The organism is Bacillus sp. 22475 (assembly GCF_052044835.1).
Lineage (GTDB): Bacteria > Bacillota > Bacilli > Bacillales > Bacillaceae_G > Bacillus_A > Bacillus_A cereus.
This window is the reverse complement of record NZ_JBQENW010000008.1, coordinates 58,627-76,511: the sequence shown is the minus strand read 5'-3', so window position 1 is coordinate 76,511 and position 17,885 is coordinate 58,627. Positions and strand designations below refer to the sequence as shown.

Here is a 17,885-nt window from a genome sequence, read left to right as displayed (position 1 = left end):
AATAAAAAATGATTGCAATTCACAATTTGTATGTCTATAATGTTTTTATTGATTTACAATCAATGTGTTTATAAATTTTATAATTCGGATGAACCATTCAGGAGAAGGTCTATTGATCTACCGACGGGGCAAAAAGTTGTTATACCAACTTTGAAACTCTCAGGTCTTGGTTACAAGTAGAACTGCATGGGGACGAATCTCTGGAGAGACTCCCTCTCGCTTTCATAGAGCGCGGAGGAAAACGAGCACCGAAGGAGCAAATCCGCTACTTTAGCGGATAATCTCTCAGGTAAAAGGACAGAGACAAGCGAAAGAAAAAGCCGATTGTATCGGTTTATTTTTCTATCCCTTGTTTCTCCAGAGACCATTTCATTTACTTGAAGTGGTTTTTATTTTTTCTAAAAAAGGAGAATAAAGATGGAGACAGTAAGTAAAGTATTAGAACAACTAAATCAATACGTGTGGGGATTACCAACTTTGTTGCTACTCGTTGGAACAGGTATCATTCTCACAGTGCGTTTGAAAGGTTTACAGTTTAGTAAACTATTATACGCTCACAAACTAGCGTTTAAAAAATCAGAAGATACTTCTTCTTCTGGAGATATTAGTCACTTCCAAGCACTCATGACAGCTATGGCCGCAACGATTGGTATGGGAAATATAGCCGGTGTTGCAACAGCGGTTACAATTGGTGGTCCTGGTGCAATATTTTGGATGTGGATTACCGCTTTATTCGGTATGGCAACAAAGTATGCTGAAGCAATACTTGCAGTGAAATACCGTGTTAGTAATGAAAATGGTGAATATTCAGGTGGACCAATGTATTATTTAGAGCGTGGTTTAGGTAAGAAATGGCTTGCTATATTATTCGCTATATTTGGTACAACTGCTTCTTTCGGTATTGGTAATATGGTGCAATCTAATTCAGTTGCAGAGGCAATGCGAATTAATTTCTCTTTCCCTCCTGCTTTAACTGGTATACTAATGGCAATTTTAATCGCAATGGTTATTTTAGGCGGTGTAAAAAAAATCGGGAAAGTGACGGGATATGTCGTTCCTATTAAAGCTTTCTTTTATATAATTGCTGGTCTTATAATTATTTTCTATCACTACGACCAAATTCCTGAAGCATTTTCACTTATTTTTTCTGGTGCATTTAATGGTACAGCAGCTGCTGGTGGTTTTATCGGGGCAACAGTTGCATCAGCTATTCAAATCGGAATGGCGCGTGGTGTATTTGCGAACGAAGCTGGTTTAGGGAGTGCACCTATTGCCGCGGCGGCTGCAAAAACTGATTCGCCTGCAAAGCAAGCTTTAGTTTCAATGACTGGTACTTTTCTAGATACGTTTATTGTATGTACCATTACAGGACTTGTATTAATTACTACAGGCGCTTGGAAATCTGGTAAAACTGGCGTTGAAGCTACAACACTTGCATTCCAATCTGTATTTGGTACTGCTGGTAGTATGATTCTCGGTATCGCAATTATTTTATTTGCCTACTCTACTATTTTAGGCTGGTCGTATTATGGAGAAAAATGTGTAGCTTATTTATTCGGAGAAAGTGCTGTTAAATATTATAAAGCAATCTTTATCGTCATGATTGCAATTGGTGCTAATTTAAAGCTAGGAATCGTATGGACATTTGCTGATATTGCAAATGGACTTATGGCCATTCCAAACTTAATTGGTCTAATTGGATTAAGTAGTATTGTTGTTGCTGAAACGAATCGCTTTTTACAAGCAGAGAAATTGAAAGAAAATAATAAAAAACAGGCAAGTTAATCTATGAAAAAAGGAATGACTCATACATGATGAGCATTCCTTTTTTCATCCCCTCTTTTACTTAATTACTATTATTAAAAATATATTTATATCAATGTTTACTCCTTTTTATTCCTCCAAAAGTTTTTCACATAAATGTCATAAATCGTATGGTCTAACTATATAGTTGAAAAGGAATGCGACATTAAAGTGTCGCTGAAAAACTCATCCAAGAAAAGGGAGGAAAAATCTTTTGAAAAACAAAATCATTGTTTTCCTATCTGTTTTATCGTTTATTATTGGTGGTTTCTTCTTTAACACAAATACTTCAAGCGCTGAAACATCATCTACTGATTACGTTCCTAACCAATTAATCGTTAAGTTCAAGCAAAATGCATCTTTAAGCAATGTGCAATCTTTTCATAAATCTGTCGGAGCTAATGTCTTATCTAAAGATGATAAGTTAGGTTTTGAAGTGGTTCAATTTTCAAAAGGTACTGTAAAAGAAAAAATAAAGAGTTATAAAAATAATCCAGATGTAGAATATGCAGAACCGAATTATTACGTTCACGCCTTTTGGACTCCAAACGACCCATATTTTAAAAATCAATATGGATTACAAAAGATTCAAGCTCCACAAGCTTGGGATAGCCAACGAAGTGATCCTGGTGTAAAAGTAGCTATTATTGATACAGGAGTTCAAGGTTCACATCCTGATTTGGCTTCGAAAGTAATTTACGGGCATGATTATGTTGATAACGACAATACATCTGATGATGGTAATGGTCATGGTACGCATTGTGCTGGAATTACTGGAGCACTTACGAATAACAGTGTTGGAATTGCTGGTGTTGCCCCACAAACTTCAATTTATGCTGTCCGTGTATTAGATAATCAAGGAAGTGGTACTCTTGATGCTGTGGCGCAAGGTATTCGAGAAGCTGCTGATTCGGATGCAAAAGTAATTAGTTTAAGTTTAGGAGCTCCAAATGGTGGTACTGCATTACAACAAGCCGTTCAATATGCATGGAATAAAGGCTCTGTTATAGTTGCAGCTGCTGGAAATGCTGGAAATACAAAAGCTAATTACCCTGCTTATTACAGCGAAGTGATTGCAGTTGCTTCTACAGATCAAGCAGATAAGAAATCTTCATTTTCTACTTATGGTAGCTGGGTAGATGTTGCAGCACCAGGTTCAAATATATATTCCACATATAAAGGAAGCACGTATCAATCATTAAGTGGTACATCTATGGCAACACCTCATGTTGCAGGAGTTGCTGCCCTTTTAGCAAATCAAGGATATAGCAATACACAAATCCGCCAAATTATTGAGTCAACTTCTGATAAAATTAGTGGTACAGGTACGTACTGGAAAAATGGTAGAGTCAATGCATTTAAGGCTGTACAATACGCTAAGCAATTACAAGAAAATAAAGCTTCTTAAGAAAACTTTAATCAGTCGATCTACCATGAATGCGGAATAAAATAGAAGGAGAGACTTCTATAATTAAAGCCTCTCCTTCTTACAAACTATATTACTCTCCCTGCTTTTTAACCATATGTAAATACAGTACAAAATCCATCATTGTCGACGAATGACCAAGTTGACGGATCATCGCTGTTATATTTCCTCTATGATATGTACCATGATTTACGACATGTTGTACTAACTCTAAAATTGAAGTTTCTAATGCCCCTGCATATGGGTTCTCAATAACAACTACAGCATTCACATCTTGTATTGTAATTAAAAAGTCTTTATATTGATTTGCCATATTTTCAAACATTTTTTCTAATTCATGTAACGATTTAGTTTCAATTCGTTTTCGTAAATCTTCTCGGTCTTGTATTGCTTCATTCATACTTTTACCATGCAATATATGTAACCACACTTGATCTGTAATATAAATATGCACAAAAGTATCCTTAATGGATGGGAATACACTCTGTATCTGCTCATTAAAAATTGTCTCATAGTTTGGTAACTCTTTTAATCGATTGAATAATATTGTATTAGCCCAAGCATGATAATCACACTGTTTTAATATATATTCTTTCAATTTATATTACCTCCTTATTGTATGAAACGAATGGTTTGTTTCTTCATTTCTGATTCTCTATCAGCCTTTGCAATCCCTTTTTCTTTCATTTCATGCTTATTTATCGTTTTATATTTTACATACGTATAAAATTCCGTTTGAAATGGAAATGGTGTAATCCGAATTGTTTCCTCGTTCACCCATTCAGCTTGAATAAGTTTCTCCTCTTTACTATTAAACATTGCTGTTCCTTCAAAACCATCTTTAAATAAATCAATTTCATCTTTCTTTTTGACACCAGGCTTATTCATACATACGTATAAAGAAAGTTCATCACAAAACTTTAATAATCTATAATGTTTATCGAACATCGCAAACTGTTCCTTTGTTAACGTTTTTAAAATTCTTTTTTGTCGTTCTAATTCATGTTTATAAAATGACATCATCTCTTCATCTTCCTCGTTTAGTGGAAATGATAAAAAATGTTTACTACAAAGCAATGCCCCGTATGGATTAGAATTCTCAATTTCATTTAAACCAATCGTATAAAAAACAAAACGTAATGGGCTTGGACAATCCATAAATGTATATGGAATATTTTTAGCATCATTCAAAATTGGTACTTTATCAAGCTCTATCCATCCTCTGTCATGCTCATATATTGCATCAACTGTTTCTTTTAAATACGTTTTACTTTCAAAAAAGTCTTCTTTTATATGTTTTGCAATCTCTCCAGCTAAAAAACCATGATCATGTTGACGAATTAATATACTTTCCTTCTCATTTTTTTCACGAGAAATCATTCATATACTCCCCCTCATCCTCATATTAAATCTTTTTATATGCATCGATTCTTAATTAATCCCTAAATAATAGAAGGGATTCAGTCTCTTGCAACGAAATTAACATAATTATATAGTATTCTATCTAATCATAGTGATAGCTTTATCTTTACTATCTATTATACTAAAACATTCATTCCAAAAATTTTTTTATGAGGTGAAAACATGAACAAAACAGAATTAATTAAAAACGTAGCTCAATCAGCTGATATTTCTCAAAAGGACGCTTCTGCAGCTGTACAATCCGTATTTGACACAATTGCTAATGCATTACAATCTGGAGATAAAGTTCAACTAATCGGTTTTGGAACTTTTGAAGTGCGCGAAAGATCTGCTCGTACAGGACGTAATCCGCAAACTGGCGAAGAAATTCAAATCGCCGCTGGTAAAGTTCCTGCATTTAAAGCAGGTAAAGAATTAAAAGAAGCTGTTAAATAAACAAGAAACCAGCCATTTTATAGGCTGGTTTCTTGTTTTTATTTAAGCAATTGCTTTATATTCTCTGCATGATACACTTCACAAATATAAAATACACATTTGCATTTACTTACAATTTGATACTTTCTAGTTGGATACACATTCGCTGTAACAGAACATCCATCAAACAATTCAATAATATTTCCAGATGGCTGATATCCTTCATATAATACATTTCTTCTTACTTCCATCTTTTCTATAAGCTTTTCAACAGGAATATTTCCACTCTCTAATTCACTCTTTATTGCGTCCGGTAAAAACGAAGTGTCTGCAAAAATTAGATTTTCAGATAACACCTTGCCTTTATAACTAACATTAGATACACGGTAAAGAAATGTTCCATCTTTATCAAAGAAATTCTTTGCTTCTTTCGGAATGTACTGTCTACCAAGTGCCTCTTGTTCAAGAACATCAAACTGAACTGTATCATTTAAAAGCTTTTCTAAAGCATGAATGGATGATGTATCTCCAGAAAATAAAATATTTTTAATTGCTTGTACGTTATAAGTGAATTCATTCTTTCTATTTTCCGCTACTAACATGAGGAACACCTCTTCTATAATTTTTTTATTTAAGATTTAAAAGTGCTGCCGCATCTAATTGCGTAATTTCAGTCACTTCCTTACTGAATATTGCAACAGAGGCCCTATAATCTAAACTAGGCTTTACATCTTCCATCATTGTATTATTTAATAACTCTTGTCTATCCTTAAAAACCAACAAGTTTGGAGGATCATTTGGAGCTGATACTGTAATATGTACTGGCGGAATCATTAGTCCTTCACCTGTCGCTTTCAGCACCGCTTCTTTTCGAGTCCAATATGTTAAAAATCCTTCTATTTTCTGTTCATTTGGCAGTTTCATAACTTGCGCTATTTCAATGTCTGTTAATACACCTTCTGCCATTTTCATAACATCTACATTTGGATTCATTTGTTCTACATCTATGCCAACAGGTGCAGATTTTGTAAAAGCAACGACAACCCACTCACCTGAATGTGAAACGGATAATTGCGGCATACCTTCTGGTAATTGTGGTCTACCATGCTGCAATTTACATACTGAGCACATTCGATCAATTGGTACTTGGACTGGTGACATAGAAAGTATCTTACCGAGAACTAATCTACTTATTACGCAACCTATTATAAAACGAGCTCGATCTGCCGAATGGTGATACGAATTTGCTTTCTCTTGCTCTATATCATTTAGTAATTTGTAATGCCATGATTGTAAATCCGAAATTCTTGCCCACCATATTTGACAATCATTCTCATTCAAAGTTGGAATAGAATCTACAACTTTACTTTCTATCATGTAAACTCTCCTTTATTCAACGAATATCAATTTTCATAAGAAAGCATACGTATATTGTTATTCATTGACAAGTACTTTCTCTTTTTCTGATACAGATAATGTTTTTTCTTTCTTCTTTGACATTACCTCTTTATCGGAAATACGTAAAGAAAATAGTAGTGCTATGAGCAAAAATATTGCTGATCCAATTAGTGCTGCTTGATATGGTAAAAAATCGGATTGAGCGTTATTACTTCCAAAACCAGCTAGTATACTAGCTAAAACAGCTACCCCTATTGCTGAACCTAGTCGATTTTGCACATTGAATATAGTAGTAGCTCTCCCCATAAAAGGCGGCGTGATATTGTTAAAGGCAGAAAATTGAACCGCGCCGACAGATTGACCTAAGAAAATACCGATACCAAACAATAATGCGCGGATTTGCCACGGATTCGTATCGTGATTTACAAAACTTAATAAAACAAAGATAACCACGGTACAAATTAATCCAATAGAAATTACCTTTCGCGCTCCTAATTTTTTATATGACCATGGCACAATTTGTGAAGAAATCATTAATCCAATCGCCTCTGGAAATGTCGTAAGTCCTGATTCCAGCGCGGAAACTCCTATCACATTTTGATACATAAGTGGAAAAACAAATAACATTCCTAGTAAACCAGCTGATGAAAATAATGATATAAGGCTCATCTTTCTAAAGACTGGTTCTTTTAATAAGCGTAAATCTAACATCGGTTGCTTTACTTTCAGTTCTACGATTATAAACAATGTAATGAATACAACCCCAGCTATCCCAGTACTCATAATTTCTGGAGAAATCCACCCTTTTGATGGTCCCTGGCTGAGCGCATATATGAGCATCGCAAATCCTGGTGCTGATAAAATAAAGCCGAGCGAATCAAAGCGACCAGCTGATTTTTCAACATGCTCTGCTAAAAATAGAAGTCCAAATAGCAATGCAACGATTCCAAACGGTAGATTAATATAAAATGCCCAACGCCAAGACATTTGATCTACAAAGAAACCACCGATGATAGGACCAATTGCTGGTGCTACAGCAATTGGAAGTACAATGAACCGGGAAATCTTCGGTCTTTCCTCTGGTGAAAATGTTCGAAATAACATCGCCATTCCGACCGGTGTTAAAAGCCCTCCACCAGCACCTTGAATGATACGAAAAACATTCAATGAAGTAATATCGTTAGCCATTCCGCATAAAGCAGAAGCGATTGTAAATACGAAAAGAGCAATTAAAAATACTCTTTTCGTCCCAAAACGATCTCCTAACCAACCAGAAATCGGAAGGAAAACAGCTAAACTAACTAAATACCCAACATTAACCGTCCCCATTGCAGATGCAGGTACTTGTAGTTCTCTACTTATCGTTTGCAGTGCTACATTTACAATCGTTGCGTCCATCGCAGCCATAAACATCGCAGTTATATACACGATACTTACAACTACTTTTGGATTTAGTTTTGCTTTCATTATCGTTTTCCTGCTAATATTTTTTCTCGAACTTGATTACTTTTTGGATCCAAATCTTTCCAGTTATATTCAACATATTCTAAGCAGCTCTGCCTACTAGCTTCTTCATATACGACATTCCAGCCAATAGGTACATCGAGAAAAGCAGGCCAGAGAGAATACTGGCCCTCCTCATTTATTAATACTTTATATGTGTAATTATCATTTTCAAATGGATTCGTCATACTCTACTTACCCCTTTCTTATTCTGCAAATATTTCGCTAATACTTGTCCAATTTCCGTAAGTGGACCTGGCTGACATAGATCTTTATGTCTACAATCAATATCGTGCTGCACAATTTGCCCATCTAAATAATTTAGCCACGTATTTGGAGAAATAGGATCAAACCAGTCTGGTATAACAGTAGATCTAAAGAATAAGATATCTCCGTTATAAACTTTCGGTACATATTTCCCTAACAACCCTACTGAATTTACATATGTTTCTTTCAAGTTCAATATAGTCTCTTCTTCAAGACTTGCTAATGCACTTCCATCTTTACGAAGGATTTCAACTGCACTTTCCATTGTAAGTGGTTTACCATCCATGTTATCTGGGTCATATCCGCCTAAAGCAAGTAATGCGATTAACGCTTCCTCTTCAGTAGGCGCTTCCGTATTCGGTAAGAAGTGTCCAGGATAAGAATCAAGCATAACGAGTAATTCTACTTCTTCCCCTTCATTTTGTAATTGCGCCGCCATTGCATGCACAACATTTCCTCCAAGCGACCAACCTAATAAACGATATGGTCCATGAGGCTGTACTTCACGAACGTGTTTCAAGTAATCCGCCGCCATCTCCTCTAAACTTTTTGGAAGTTCTTCATTTTTAGCAATACCACGTGCTTGTACACCATAGATTGGATAATCTGTTCCTAAAGATTTCATAAGTCCTGCATAGCACCAACTTAATCCACCTGCTGGATGTACACAAAATAGTGGTAATTGATCCCCGCTTGCTCGTAATGGAAGCAACACATCAAGTGCACTTTGACCATTCCCCATCTCAAGTCTTTCAGCTAACCCTGCAATAGTCGGTGCTGCAAATAAAGTACCAATGTTTAGTTCCACTCCAAGCGCCTCTTTAATGCGGCTCATAAGCTGTACTGCAAGGAGTGAATGGCCACCAAGATCAAAGAATCCGTCATCAATTCCAATTTGAGGTACACTTAGCACTTCTGTAAACAAGTCACATAACATTTCTTCTTGCGGTGTTCTTGGACCACGACTAGAAGATGATGCGATAAATTCTGGAGCTGGCAATGCCTTTCTATCTAATTTACCGTTTGGAGTTAAAGGTAACTCATTTACTACTACAAAAGCGTATGGAACCATATAATCTGGTAAACTACCACTAGCAAACTGACGCATTTCATTCGTATCAATCGCTTCATTATTTGATGCAACGATATAAGAAACTAACCGTTTATCCCCTGGTTGATCTTCCCGTACAATAACGGCTACTTGCTCAACTTTAGGGTGCTTCATTATGACTGCTTCTATTTCTCCTAATTCAATTCGGAATCCACGAATTTTTATTTGATGATCTGCACGTCCTATATAATCTAGCATCCCATCTTTACGCCAGCGAGCTAAGTCTCCTGTACGATACATTCTTGTACCTGGCTTTCCAAATGGATCTGCGATAAAGCGTTCAGCCGTTAATCCTGCTCTTCCTAAATATCCACGCGCAAGCCCTGCACCTGCAACATACATTTCTCCAACTACTCCAGGTGGCACTGGTTGTAAATAGTTGTCTAACACATACACTTTAAGGTCAGGTATACTGCACCCAATTAAACTATTTGCTCGTAAAGAGACAATAGTTTCATCTAATTCAATATAACTAACATGTACTGTCGTCTCCGTAATACCGTACATATTAATAAGCTTTGGTGCGTTATGAGGATGTCGACTATACCAATCTTCTAAGCGACTTAGCTCAAGTGCTTCTCCTCCAAAAACAACATACCGTAAAGATAATTTTTGGCCAATCTGTTCATTTTCACGATCTGCTTGCATCAATTGATAGAACGCTGATGGAGTTTGGTTTAAAACCGTAACCTTTTCTTTAACAAGAAGCTGTAAAAATTCTTTCGGTGAGCGACTTACAGTATGTGGCACTACAACTAAACGCCCTCCGTATAATAAAGGTCCCCAAATTTCCCAAACCGAGAAATCAAAAGCGTATGAATGGAACATCGTCCAAACATCGTTTCCGTCAAACTGGAACCAATGATCAGTTGCTCCTAAAAGTCTTACTACATTTTGATGAGGTATCATAACGCCTTTCGGTCTACCCGTTGAACCTGACGTATAAATAACGTAAGCAATATGTGATGGAGATAATGGCTTAATTCGTTCCACTTCATCAATATTTTCTTCACTATATTTCTCAACTTCTGCTATTACTTTTACATCATCAACTAAAACTTTTAGTGCCTCATCACATTCAATTTCCACTTCTGAATTCGTTAAAACACATGATGGTTTCGCATCGTGTAGCATAAATGAAATGCGGTCTGCTGGGTAATCTGGATCTAACGGAAGGTATCCAGCACCAGCTTTAAGAACAGCTAATAAGCTTACAACCATGTTTAATGATCTTGGCATCGCTAAAGCAACAAGTTGATCAGGACCAATCCCTTTTGCTATTAGGAATCGAGCTATTTTATTTGCTTTTCTATTTAACTCTTCATAAGTTAATTTCTTATCTTCAAAGACAACAGCAATAGAATTTGGATTTATATGAACCTGCTTTTCAAACAATTGTGGCAATGTCATTTCTGGTGCAATTTGAAAACCTCCATTCCACTTTTCTAACACTGTATTTTTCTCTGCTACAGTTAATATTTCTAATCTGCCAATTGATTGATCCGGATTTGTAGCTGCATCATCTAATAACAAAATGAATCGTTCTATTAGTTTTTGAACCGTTTCACGTTTATATAAATCGGTACTAAACTCTAGTAATCCATGTAAACCGTCCGGAGTACCATCAACCCCGTTACTCTCACTAATTTCAAATGTTAAATCAAATTTTGCAGAACCAACGCTTTGAATTTCAAGGCTCGCTTCTAAACCTGGTACATGAAACGTTGCTTCTGGTGTATTTTGAAAAGCTAACATAACTTGAAACAACGGGTGGCTGTTTCGAGTACGTACTGGATTTAACACTTCAACAAGCCTTTCAAATGGAACATCTTGATTTTCATAAGCTGCAAGATTTACCTGCTTCACTCTATTTAATAATTCTTTAAAACTTGGATCTCCTGACGTATTTGTACGTAACACTAATGTATTTACAAATAAACCAACAATATCTGAAAGTACATCATCATTTCTTCCAGCAATCGGACTTCCAATTGGTATATCAGTGCCTGCACCTAATCTTGTAAATAGTGCACTAAGCCCTGCTTGCAATACCATAAACAAACTAACTCCATTTTTACGTGCAAGCTCTACTAACCTACTATGCATACCTTCATCTATATGAAAATGAATTGTTTCCCCGCGGTAACTCGTCTCAATTGGACGCTGGAAATCTGTAGGTAACTCCATTTGGTCTGGTAAACCTTTAAGTTCTTCTTTCCAAAAATCTAATTGTGTTGAAATAAGACTCTCTGGTGTCGTTTCATCACCTAGCAATTGCTGTTGCCAAAGTGCATAATCCGCGTATTGAACTGGTAGTGTCTCCAGCTGAACTCTGTCACCTTGACATCGTGCTTTATACGCCGCTGTAAAGTCTCTCGTTAACGGCTGTAATGACCAGCCATCACCTACAATATGATGTAATAAAATTAATAATACATGTTCGTTTTCACTCACTGTAAAAAGTTGTAAACGAACTGCCGGCTCAAAATCGAGGTTAAAGCTATATCTTACCGCCTCTGAAAGTACACTTTCTAATTCATCTTTACATGTATTAGTTATAACCATTTCTAGATTTAAGTTTTCCATATCTAAAATTTTCTGATAGGAACTACCTAATACGTTAGGGAAAATTGTTCTAAGTGTTTCATGTTTCTCAACTACATCATAAAAAGCACCTTGTAATGCTTCCCGATTCAATATTCCATTCATACGAATGACTAGCGGAATATTATAAGTAGGACTTGGACCTTCTAAACAATTTAAGAACCATAACCTGCGCTGTGCAAATGAAAGTGGAACTTCATTTGGCCTACTTGCTTTCTGAATAGCTGGTCTTGCACTTTTTGCATGGTTTAATTGTTTCGCCAGTTCGGCAACAGTTGGTGATTCAAATAGTTTCCCGATTCCTAATTCCACACTTAACGTTTCACGAATTCTTGCCATTAAACGAGATGCGAGAAGTGAATGTCCACCCATTTCAAAGAAATTATCATCAATGCTAATTCGAGAAACACCAAGTACTTCTGCAAATAAATCACATAATATTTCTTCTTTCGGATTTCTAGCAACTCTCTCATTGTTCATTCCATTAAAATCAGGAGCAGGTAATTTCTTTCTGTCAACCTTACCATTTGGCGTTAATGGTAATTCTTCTAGCACAACAAATGCCGATGGTATCATATAATTCGCTAAACTTTCTGAAACATAAGAACGAATTTCTGAAAGATTAATCAGTTCCTTTTCTTCTGCAACGATATACGCAATGATGCGTTTATCATTTGGACGATCTTCTCGTACCATTACTACCGCTTGTTGAATATTTTCATGTCGTTGTAATACCGTTTCAATTTCAGCTAATTCAATTCGGAATCCACGAATTTTAATTTGATGATCTGCGCGACTAATGTACTCTAACGCACCATCACTACGCCATTTCACAAGATCTCCTGTACGGTACATGCGCTTCCCTGATTCTCCATAAGGATTTGCAACAAACCGTTCAGCTGTTAACTCAGGTTTTCCTAAATATCCGCTTGCAAGTCCCTCCCCAGCAATATATAATTCCCCAATAACTCCAGGTGGAACTGGTTGTAACCCTGCATCCAATATATATACTTCTGTATTGCAAATTGGCTTTCCAATAGGAGGTATACCCTTTTCACCTTCATCAATGTTCATGAAAGTAGACCAAATCGTCGTTTCAGTTGGTCCATATAAATTAGTTATTGAGCAACCTAATTCTTTTAATTTATTTGCTAAATGCGCTGGAAGAGCTTCACCACCAACAAGTATATTTAGTCCTTGTAGCTTCTCTGGATAATCAGTTACTAACGCCTGCCAAAGCGTCGGTGTAGCCTGCATAATTGTCACTCTTTCTTCTTGTAAAAGTGTCGTTAATGCTGATGGCTCTTGTATGTCTTCTTTTTGCGCAATTGTTAAACTTGCACCACTAATAAGAGGTAAATAAATTTCTAGAGCAGAAATATCAAACGCAAACGTTGTAACTGCTAATAAATGATCATTTTCATTTAATGAAAACTTTTGTTGCATAGCCATTAAAAAGTTACTTAAACCTCTCATAGGAACAATTACACCTTTTGGGTTTCCTGTTGAGCCTGAAGTATATATTGTATAGGCTGGGTTTAAAAGTGATGCATCATTCTTACATGCTATATTCATACGAGAATATGTATGTAACGCTAGTTTCGTTTCTTCGTCATCTAATACAATTTTTTTCATATCATTTTCTATAACTAACTTAGATGAAACAGATGAATGTGTTATGATACAAACTGGTTTTGCATCATTTACTATATAATTAACTCTATCTGCTGGGTATTCTGGATCTATTGGTAAATACGCTGCACCAGCCTTTAAGACTGCTAGCATACTAACTACCATTTCTATTGATCTAGGGAATACTAAAGCTACAAACTGATTTGGTCGTATTCCTTCTTCTACTAAATAATGTGCTAGTTCATTCGCTCGTTCATTTAGCTCTTTATACGTAAGGATTACACCGTCACAAGTAATCGCTAGTTTATTTGGATTTTTTTGCACTTGTTTTTCAAATGATATAGGTAAACTGATTAACTCATCGTCTTCCTTCGTTTCATTCCATTCCAATAAAACTTTATGATTTTCTTCAGGCAGAGTAATGTTTATTTTTCCAATCGACTCGTTTTTCTCATAATTATTTATTACTAATTCAAATAGATTCATAAATCTTTCTTTATGCAATGCTAGCTCTGCGCCATTATATACTTCGGGATTCGCATCAAAATGAATCATTAGCTCATTTTGATCAAAACGTTTATATACATTTATCGATAAATCATCTACAGGTCCTGCTGATAAGTTATGCGTAATACCACGATTTCCAGCAAAATTAAGCCCGTAATCAAAAGGCATAACATTCACTAACGGTCCAAACAACCTTTGATTTTCACCTAGTAACTTTAAATCTCTTCTTAATTCCTCATGACGGTATTTATAATGGCGACGTACATCTCGGATTTCTTTAGAAACTTGCTGCAATAATTCCACAAGAGTTATATTTGGAGTTACTGTAATACGAAGTGGAACTAAATTCATTACCATACTTGGTGTATGAATAGATACAGAACCTAAACGTCCCATCATCGGTAAACCTAAAACAATATCAGTTTCACCTGTTAATTTATGCATATAAATACTTGTTACAGCGACAATGAATTCCGGCCAACTTGTTAACGAAATATTGATATCTTCTAGTAAAGTTTTCGTGCTAGAACTAGATAAATAAGCTGTTTCTCGTGAAAATCCATTTGATGTTCTCGGTGCTCGTTCTGCCAAACTTACAACTTCTGGGGCATCTGCAAACTTTTCTAACCAAAAAGTACGATTTTCCTGAAATTGTTTAGACTCACGATACTCAATATCTTCTTGCACAACTTTTGCAAGAGAACCAAATGGCTTTTCATTCTTGTTTGTTTCTTCTATAAGTGATGTATACTCATTCGCTACCTTTTGGCTAAGAAGTGAAAATCCATAGCCATCCATCACAATGTGATGGATGCGCTGATACCAAAAGAAACGATTATTTTCAACTTGAATAAGTGCTTCAGTAAATAAAGTATCTTTTTTCAAATCGACTGGCATAGATAAATCATTTTTCATCCATACTTTAGCAGCTTCTTCAGGGTTTTCTTCTTTCCGAACGTCAATAAAATGCATATGAAACTGTGATTCTTCAATAACTTGCCATAGGCCAATTTCATCCTCTTCGAAGCGAACGTGGAGTGCTTCTGCTTCCATTACAACTTTACGTACAGCTAATTCAAAAATGTCTTGATGAATATTCCCGTTTATTTCTACATATTCCCCAGTATTATATATCGGATTAAGCGGATCTAATTGTTGCGCAAACCACATACCAGACTGCGCAGATGATAACGAATGACGAATCTTTTGACTGTTAGGCATTCTTTACTACCCCTTTATTATGTAGTCTATTTGTTACAGCACCTGTGCTGTTTGTGAAGATAGTAAGCTGTACCAACCTGCAACAGTTGGACGTTCTGCTAAATCTGCAAACGTGATTTCTTTCCCTTCATGACGCCACTTCTCTACTAAACTCATAATTCTGACCGAATCAAGCCCTCTATTTAATAAGTCCTCATCAATATCAATACTCTCTACTGACTCACGAAGTAGTTGTGCAACTAGTTCATGTACTTGCTGTATAGTGATTCCTTCACTCTCATCACCTTTTACACTTTGTAAATCTTTTAACAGTAGGTTTGTTGATGTCGTTACTGCGCATCTATTAGATGCATACTCCAATGCTTGTTTATGATGCTCTAGTGAAAAATCAGCAACTGCATCTGCTACAAAGAACGGCTCTATACCATCCATAAATGCTTCACAAGCTGTTAAAAGGCATCCAATATGCGCATAAATACCGCAAATAATGAGTTGATCTCTTCCTTGTTCATTTAAAATTTCTAATAGATTTGTCTTTTTAAATGCACTATATCTCCATTTTGTTAGGAATATATCATCCTCATCAGGAGTAAGTTCATCAACAATTTTCTTTTTATCTGGTCCAGCAGGAATACCGTCACCCCAAAAGTCTTGTAATAAACCTCTTTGTTCTAACGTTTGTCCACCAGGTTGCGCTGTATAAACAACTGGTATACCAAGTTGTTTACATTTTTCTCTTATCATTTTAATATTTGAAATAAGTTCTACTTTTGGTGATTCTTTATCGCTATATGCATCAAGAAAATATTCTTGCATGTCATGAATTAAAAGTACTGCACGTTTCGGGTCTGGTGTCCAATTCACTTTATTTTTTGGTAGTTCTGATTCAATTGGCATTTTATATACTGAAATAGATGGGATAGCCATCTAATCACTTCCTTCCGGTTTTTATTATTGTTTTACTGTAATAAGTTTTTCAGCAATGACTTTACGTAGTTCTTTTTTGCTGACTTTTCCGACTCCTGTTTGCGGGAATGATTCAATAAATTCAATTCGATCTGGAATTTTATAAGCCGCTATACCACGTTCTCTTAAAAACATTTTTAATTCACTTACTGCCGGAACTTGTTCGCGAGCTATAACAAAAGCACAGGTGCGTTCACCTAAATAATCGTCAGGCATAGATACAATTGCTACGTCATGGACCGCATCGTGTGCTAATAAATGATTTTCAACTTCTTCCGCAGCAACTTTCTCACCACCACGGTTAATTTGATCTTTATCTCTTCCTTCTACAATGATGTATCCTTGTTCATTTACTTTTACAAGATCACCTGTGCGATAAAATCCATCCTTTGTAAATGATCGTGCATTATGCTCTTCAGCTTTATAGTAACCACGAATTGTATATGGACCTCTTGTTAATAAACTACCTACTTCGCCAGGTTGTACATCGTTGTCATTTTCATCAACAACTCGTACTTCATCGAGTGCAGACATTGGTCTACCTTGTGTATGAATAATAATTTCTTCCGGATCGTCTAATCTTGTATAGTTCACTAATCCTTCCGCCATACCGAATACTTGCTGTAACGTACATCCAAATGTAGGGCGTATACGTCTTGCAACCTCAGCGCTAAACTTAGCACCACCTACTTGAATAACCTCTAGGCTCGATAAATCGGTATTACGAGAAGATGCAGCATCAAGCCAAATCATTGCTAATGGCGGAACGAGCGCTGTAATTGTAACTTTTTCTTTTTCAATAAGAGCAAATGCCTCATCTGGACTACCACCAGTTGCCAATACCACTTTTCCACCCGCATAGAAAGTTCCAAATGTCCCTGGAGAACTCATTGGGTAATTGTGTGCTACTGGAAGAACTGCCATATAGACGCTTTCTGCATTCAAATTACAAATTTCAGCGCTTACACGTAAACTATAAATATAGTCATCATGTGTTCTAGGAATTAATTTAGAAAGACCTGTTGTCCCTCCTGATAATTGGAGAAATGCAACATCACTTGGCTGAACTTCTGGTAATGAGACGGGATCCATATACAGATCATTTATGTTCACAAACTCTTCTTCTTCCCCCACTACAATTACACGTTGTAAAGTTGGCACTTTCTCTTTCACTTCTCTTGCTAGTTTTCGATAATCAAAACCGAGAGCCTTATCTGAAATAACGTAAGCGCTCGCCTCGCCAAACTCACAAAAATAACTAATTTCACTGCTTCGATGTGAAGGTAGTGCAAAGACAGGAAGCGCTCCAATTCGAAATAGTGCAAAACATATTTCGAAAAACTCGATAATGTTAGGTAACTGGATTACAACTCTGTCCTCTTTCTTTATTCCTAAATTCAGTAAACCTGCTGCTAAACGATCTGCATTTTTATCAAGTTCACTATATGTTATATGCTTCTTACCACTTACAACTGCGATTCGATCTCCATATTTCTCAGCCCGCTCTCTTAACACTCCTCCAAATGTTTCACCAAGCCAACATCCTTCTTCTCGATAATGATCGGCAAATTCTTTTGGCCATTCTGTATAACCTACTAGCATTCTTTCTTC

General features: G+C 36.1%; 12 protein-coding genes and 1 riboswitch. Of the genes, 3 read left to right on the top strand and 9 right to left on the bottom strand.

The genetic code is table 11. The features are described 5' to 3' along the window. Positions 1-190: 190 nt before the first annotated feature. A riboswitch (glycine riboswitch) is annotated at positions 191-311 on the top strand. Positions 312-417: 106 nt separating this feature from the next. Both ACTJJY_RS15075 and ACTJJY_RS15070 read left to right on the top strand, forming a co-directional pair. After that, positions 418-1,785 carry an alanine/glycine:cation symporter family protein gene (locus tag ACTJJY_RS15075; RefSeq protein WP_440605856.1) on the top strand — a complete coding sequence of 456 codons (1,368 nt, stop codon included), beginning with the start codon at positions 418-420 and terminating at the stop codon, positions 1,783-1,785. A gap of 232 nt (positions 1,786-2,017) precedes the next feature. Then, the gene (locus tag ACTJJY_RS15070) at positions 2,018-3,211 is read left to right on the top strand and encodes a S8 family peptidase (RefSeq protein WP_440605855.1); all 1,194 of its coding nucleotides are present in this window, start codon (positions 2,018-2,020) and stop codon (positions 3,209-3,211) included. 91 nt (positions 3,212-3,302) lie between these two features. Here ACTJJY_RS15070 and ACTJJY_RS15065 read toward each other — a convergent pair whose 3' ends face one another. Further along, a complete protein-coding gene (locus ACTJJY_RS15065; RefSeq protein ID WP_440605854.1) occupies positions 3,303-3,827 on the bottom strand; it encodes a DinB family protein in 525 nt (174 codons plus the stop codon). 14 nt (positions 3,828-3,841) lie between these two features. Beyond that, a complete protein-coding gene (locus ACTJJY_RS15060; RefSeq protein WP_440605853.1) occupies positions 3,842-4,609 on the bottom strand; it encodes a DUF3891 family protein in 768 nt (255 codons plus the stop codon). A 204-nt stretch (positions 4,610-4,813) separates the two neighbouring features. Here ACTJJY_RS15060 and ACTJJY_RS15055 point away from each other — a divergent pair, with 204 nt between their 5' ends. Continuing rightward, entirely contained in the window at positions 4,814-5,086 is a 273-nt protein-coding gene (locus ACTJJY_RS15055; RefSeq protein WP_001043905.1) for an HU family DNA-binding protein, read from the top strand. Between the two features lie 38 nt (positions 5,087-5,124). Here the strand turns inward: ACTJJY_RS15055 and ACTJJY_RS15050 are convergent, their stop codons facing one another. From ACTJJY_RS15050 to ACTJJY_RS15020, 7 genes are read right to left on the bottom strand one after another with little or no spacing between them, the layout of a single operon-like run. Beyond that, the gene (locus ACTJJY_RS15050) at positions 5,125-5,667 is read right to left on the bottom strand and encodes a hypothetical protein (RefSeq protein ID WP_000959125.1); all 543 of its coding nucleotides are present in this window, start codon (positions 5,665-5,667) and stop codon (positions 5,125-5,127) included. A gap of 25 nt (positions 5,668-5,692) precedes the next feature. Continuing rightward, the gene (gene sfp / locus ACTJJY_RS15045; RefSeq protein WP_097961591.1) at positions 5,693-6,442 is read right to left on the bottom strand and encodes a 4'-phosphopantetheinyl transferase Sfp; all 750 of its coding nucleotides are present in this window, start codon (positions 6,440-6,442) and stop codon (positions 5,693-5,695) included. Positions 6,443-6,499: 57 nt separating this feature from the next. After that, the gene (locus ACTJJY_RS15040) at positions 6,500-7,930 is read right to left on the bottom strand and encodes an MDR family MFS transporter (protein WP_440605852.1); all 1,431 of its coding nucleotides are present in this window, start codon (positions 7,928-7,930) and stop codon (positions 6,500-6,502) included. After that, a complete protein-coding gene (locus tag ACTJJY_RS15035) occupies positions 7,930-8,154 on the bottom strand; it encodes an MbtH family protein (RefSeq protein ID WP_440605851.1) in 225 nt (74 codons plus the stop codon). The genes ACTJJY_RS15040 and ACTJJY_RS15035 overlap by 1 nt, the downstream gene beginning before the upstream one ends. After that, positions 8,151-15,308: an amino acid adenylation domain-containing protein gene (locus ACTJJY_RS15030; protein WP_440605850.1), complete on the bottom strand. Its 7,158-nt coding sequence runs from the start codon at positions 15,306-15,308 to the stop codon at positions 8,151-8,153. Before ACTJJY_RS15030 ends, ACTJJY_RS15035 begins: the two co-directional genes overlap by 4 nt. Positions 15,309-15,341: 33 nt before the next feature. Continuing rightward, on the bottom strand, positions 15,342-16,235 hold the full coding sequence (locus tag ACTJJY_RS15025; protein ID WP_440605849.1) for an isochorismatase family protein: 894 nt from the start codon (positions 16,233-16,235) through the stop codon (positions 15,342-15,344). Between the two features lie 24 nt (positions 16,236-16,259). Then, complete coding sequence (locus tag ACTJJY_RS15020; RefSeq protein WP_053564561.1) at positions 16,260-17,876, bottom strand: (2,3-dihydroxybenzoyl)adenylate synthase; 1,617 nt, start codon at positions 17,874-17,876, stop codon at positions 16,260-16,262. Positions 17,877-17,885: the final 9 nt, after the last annotated feature.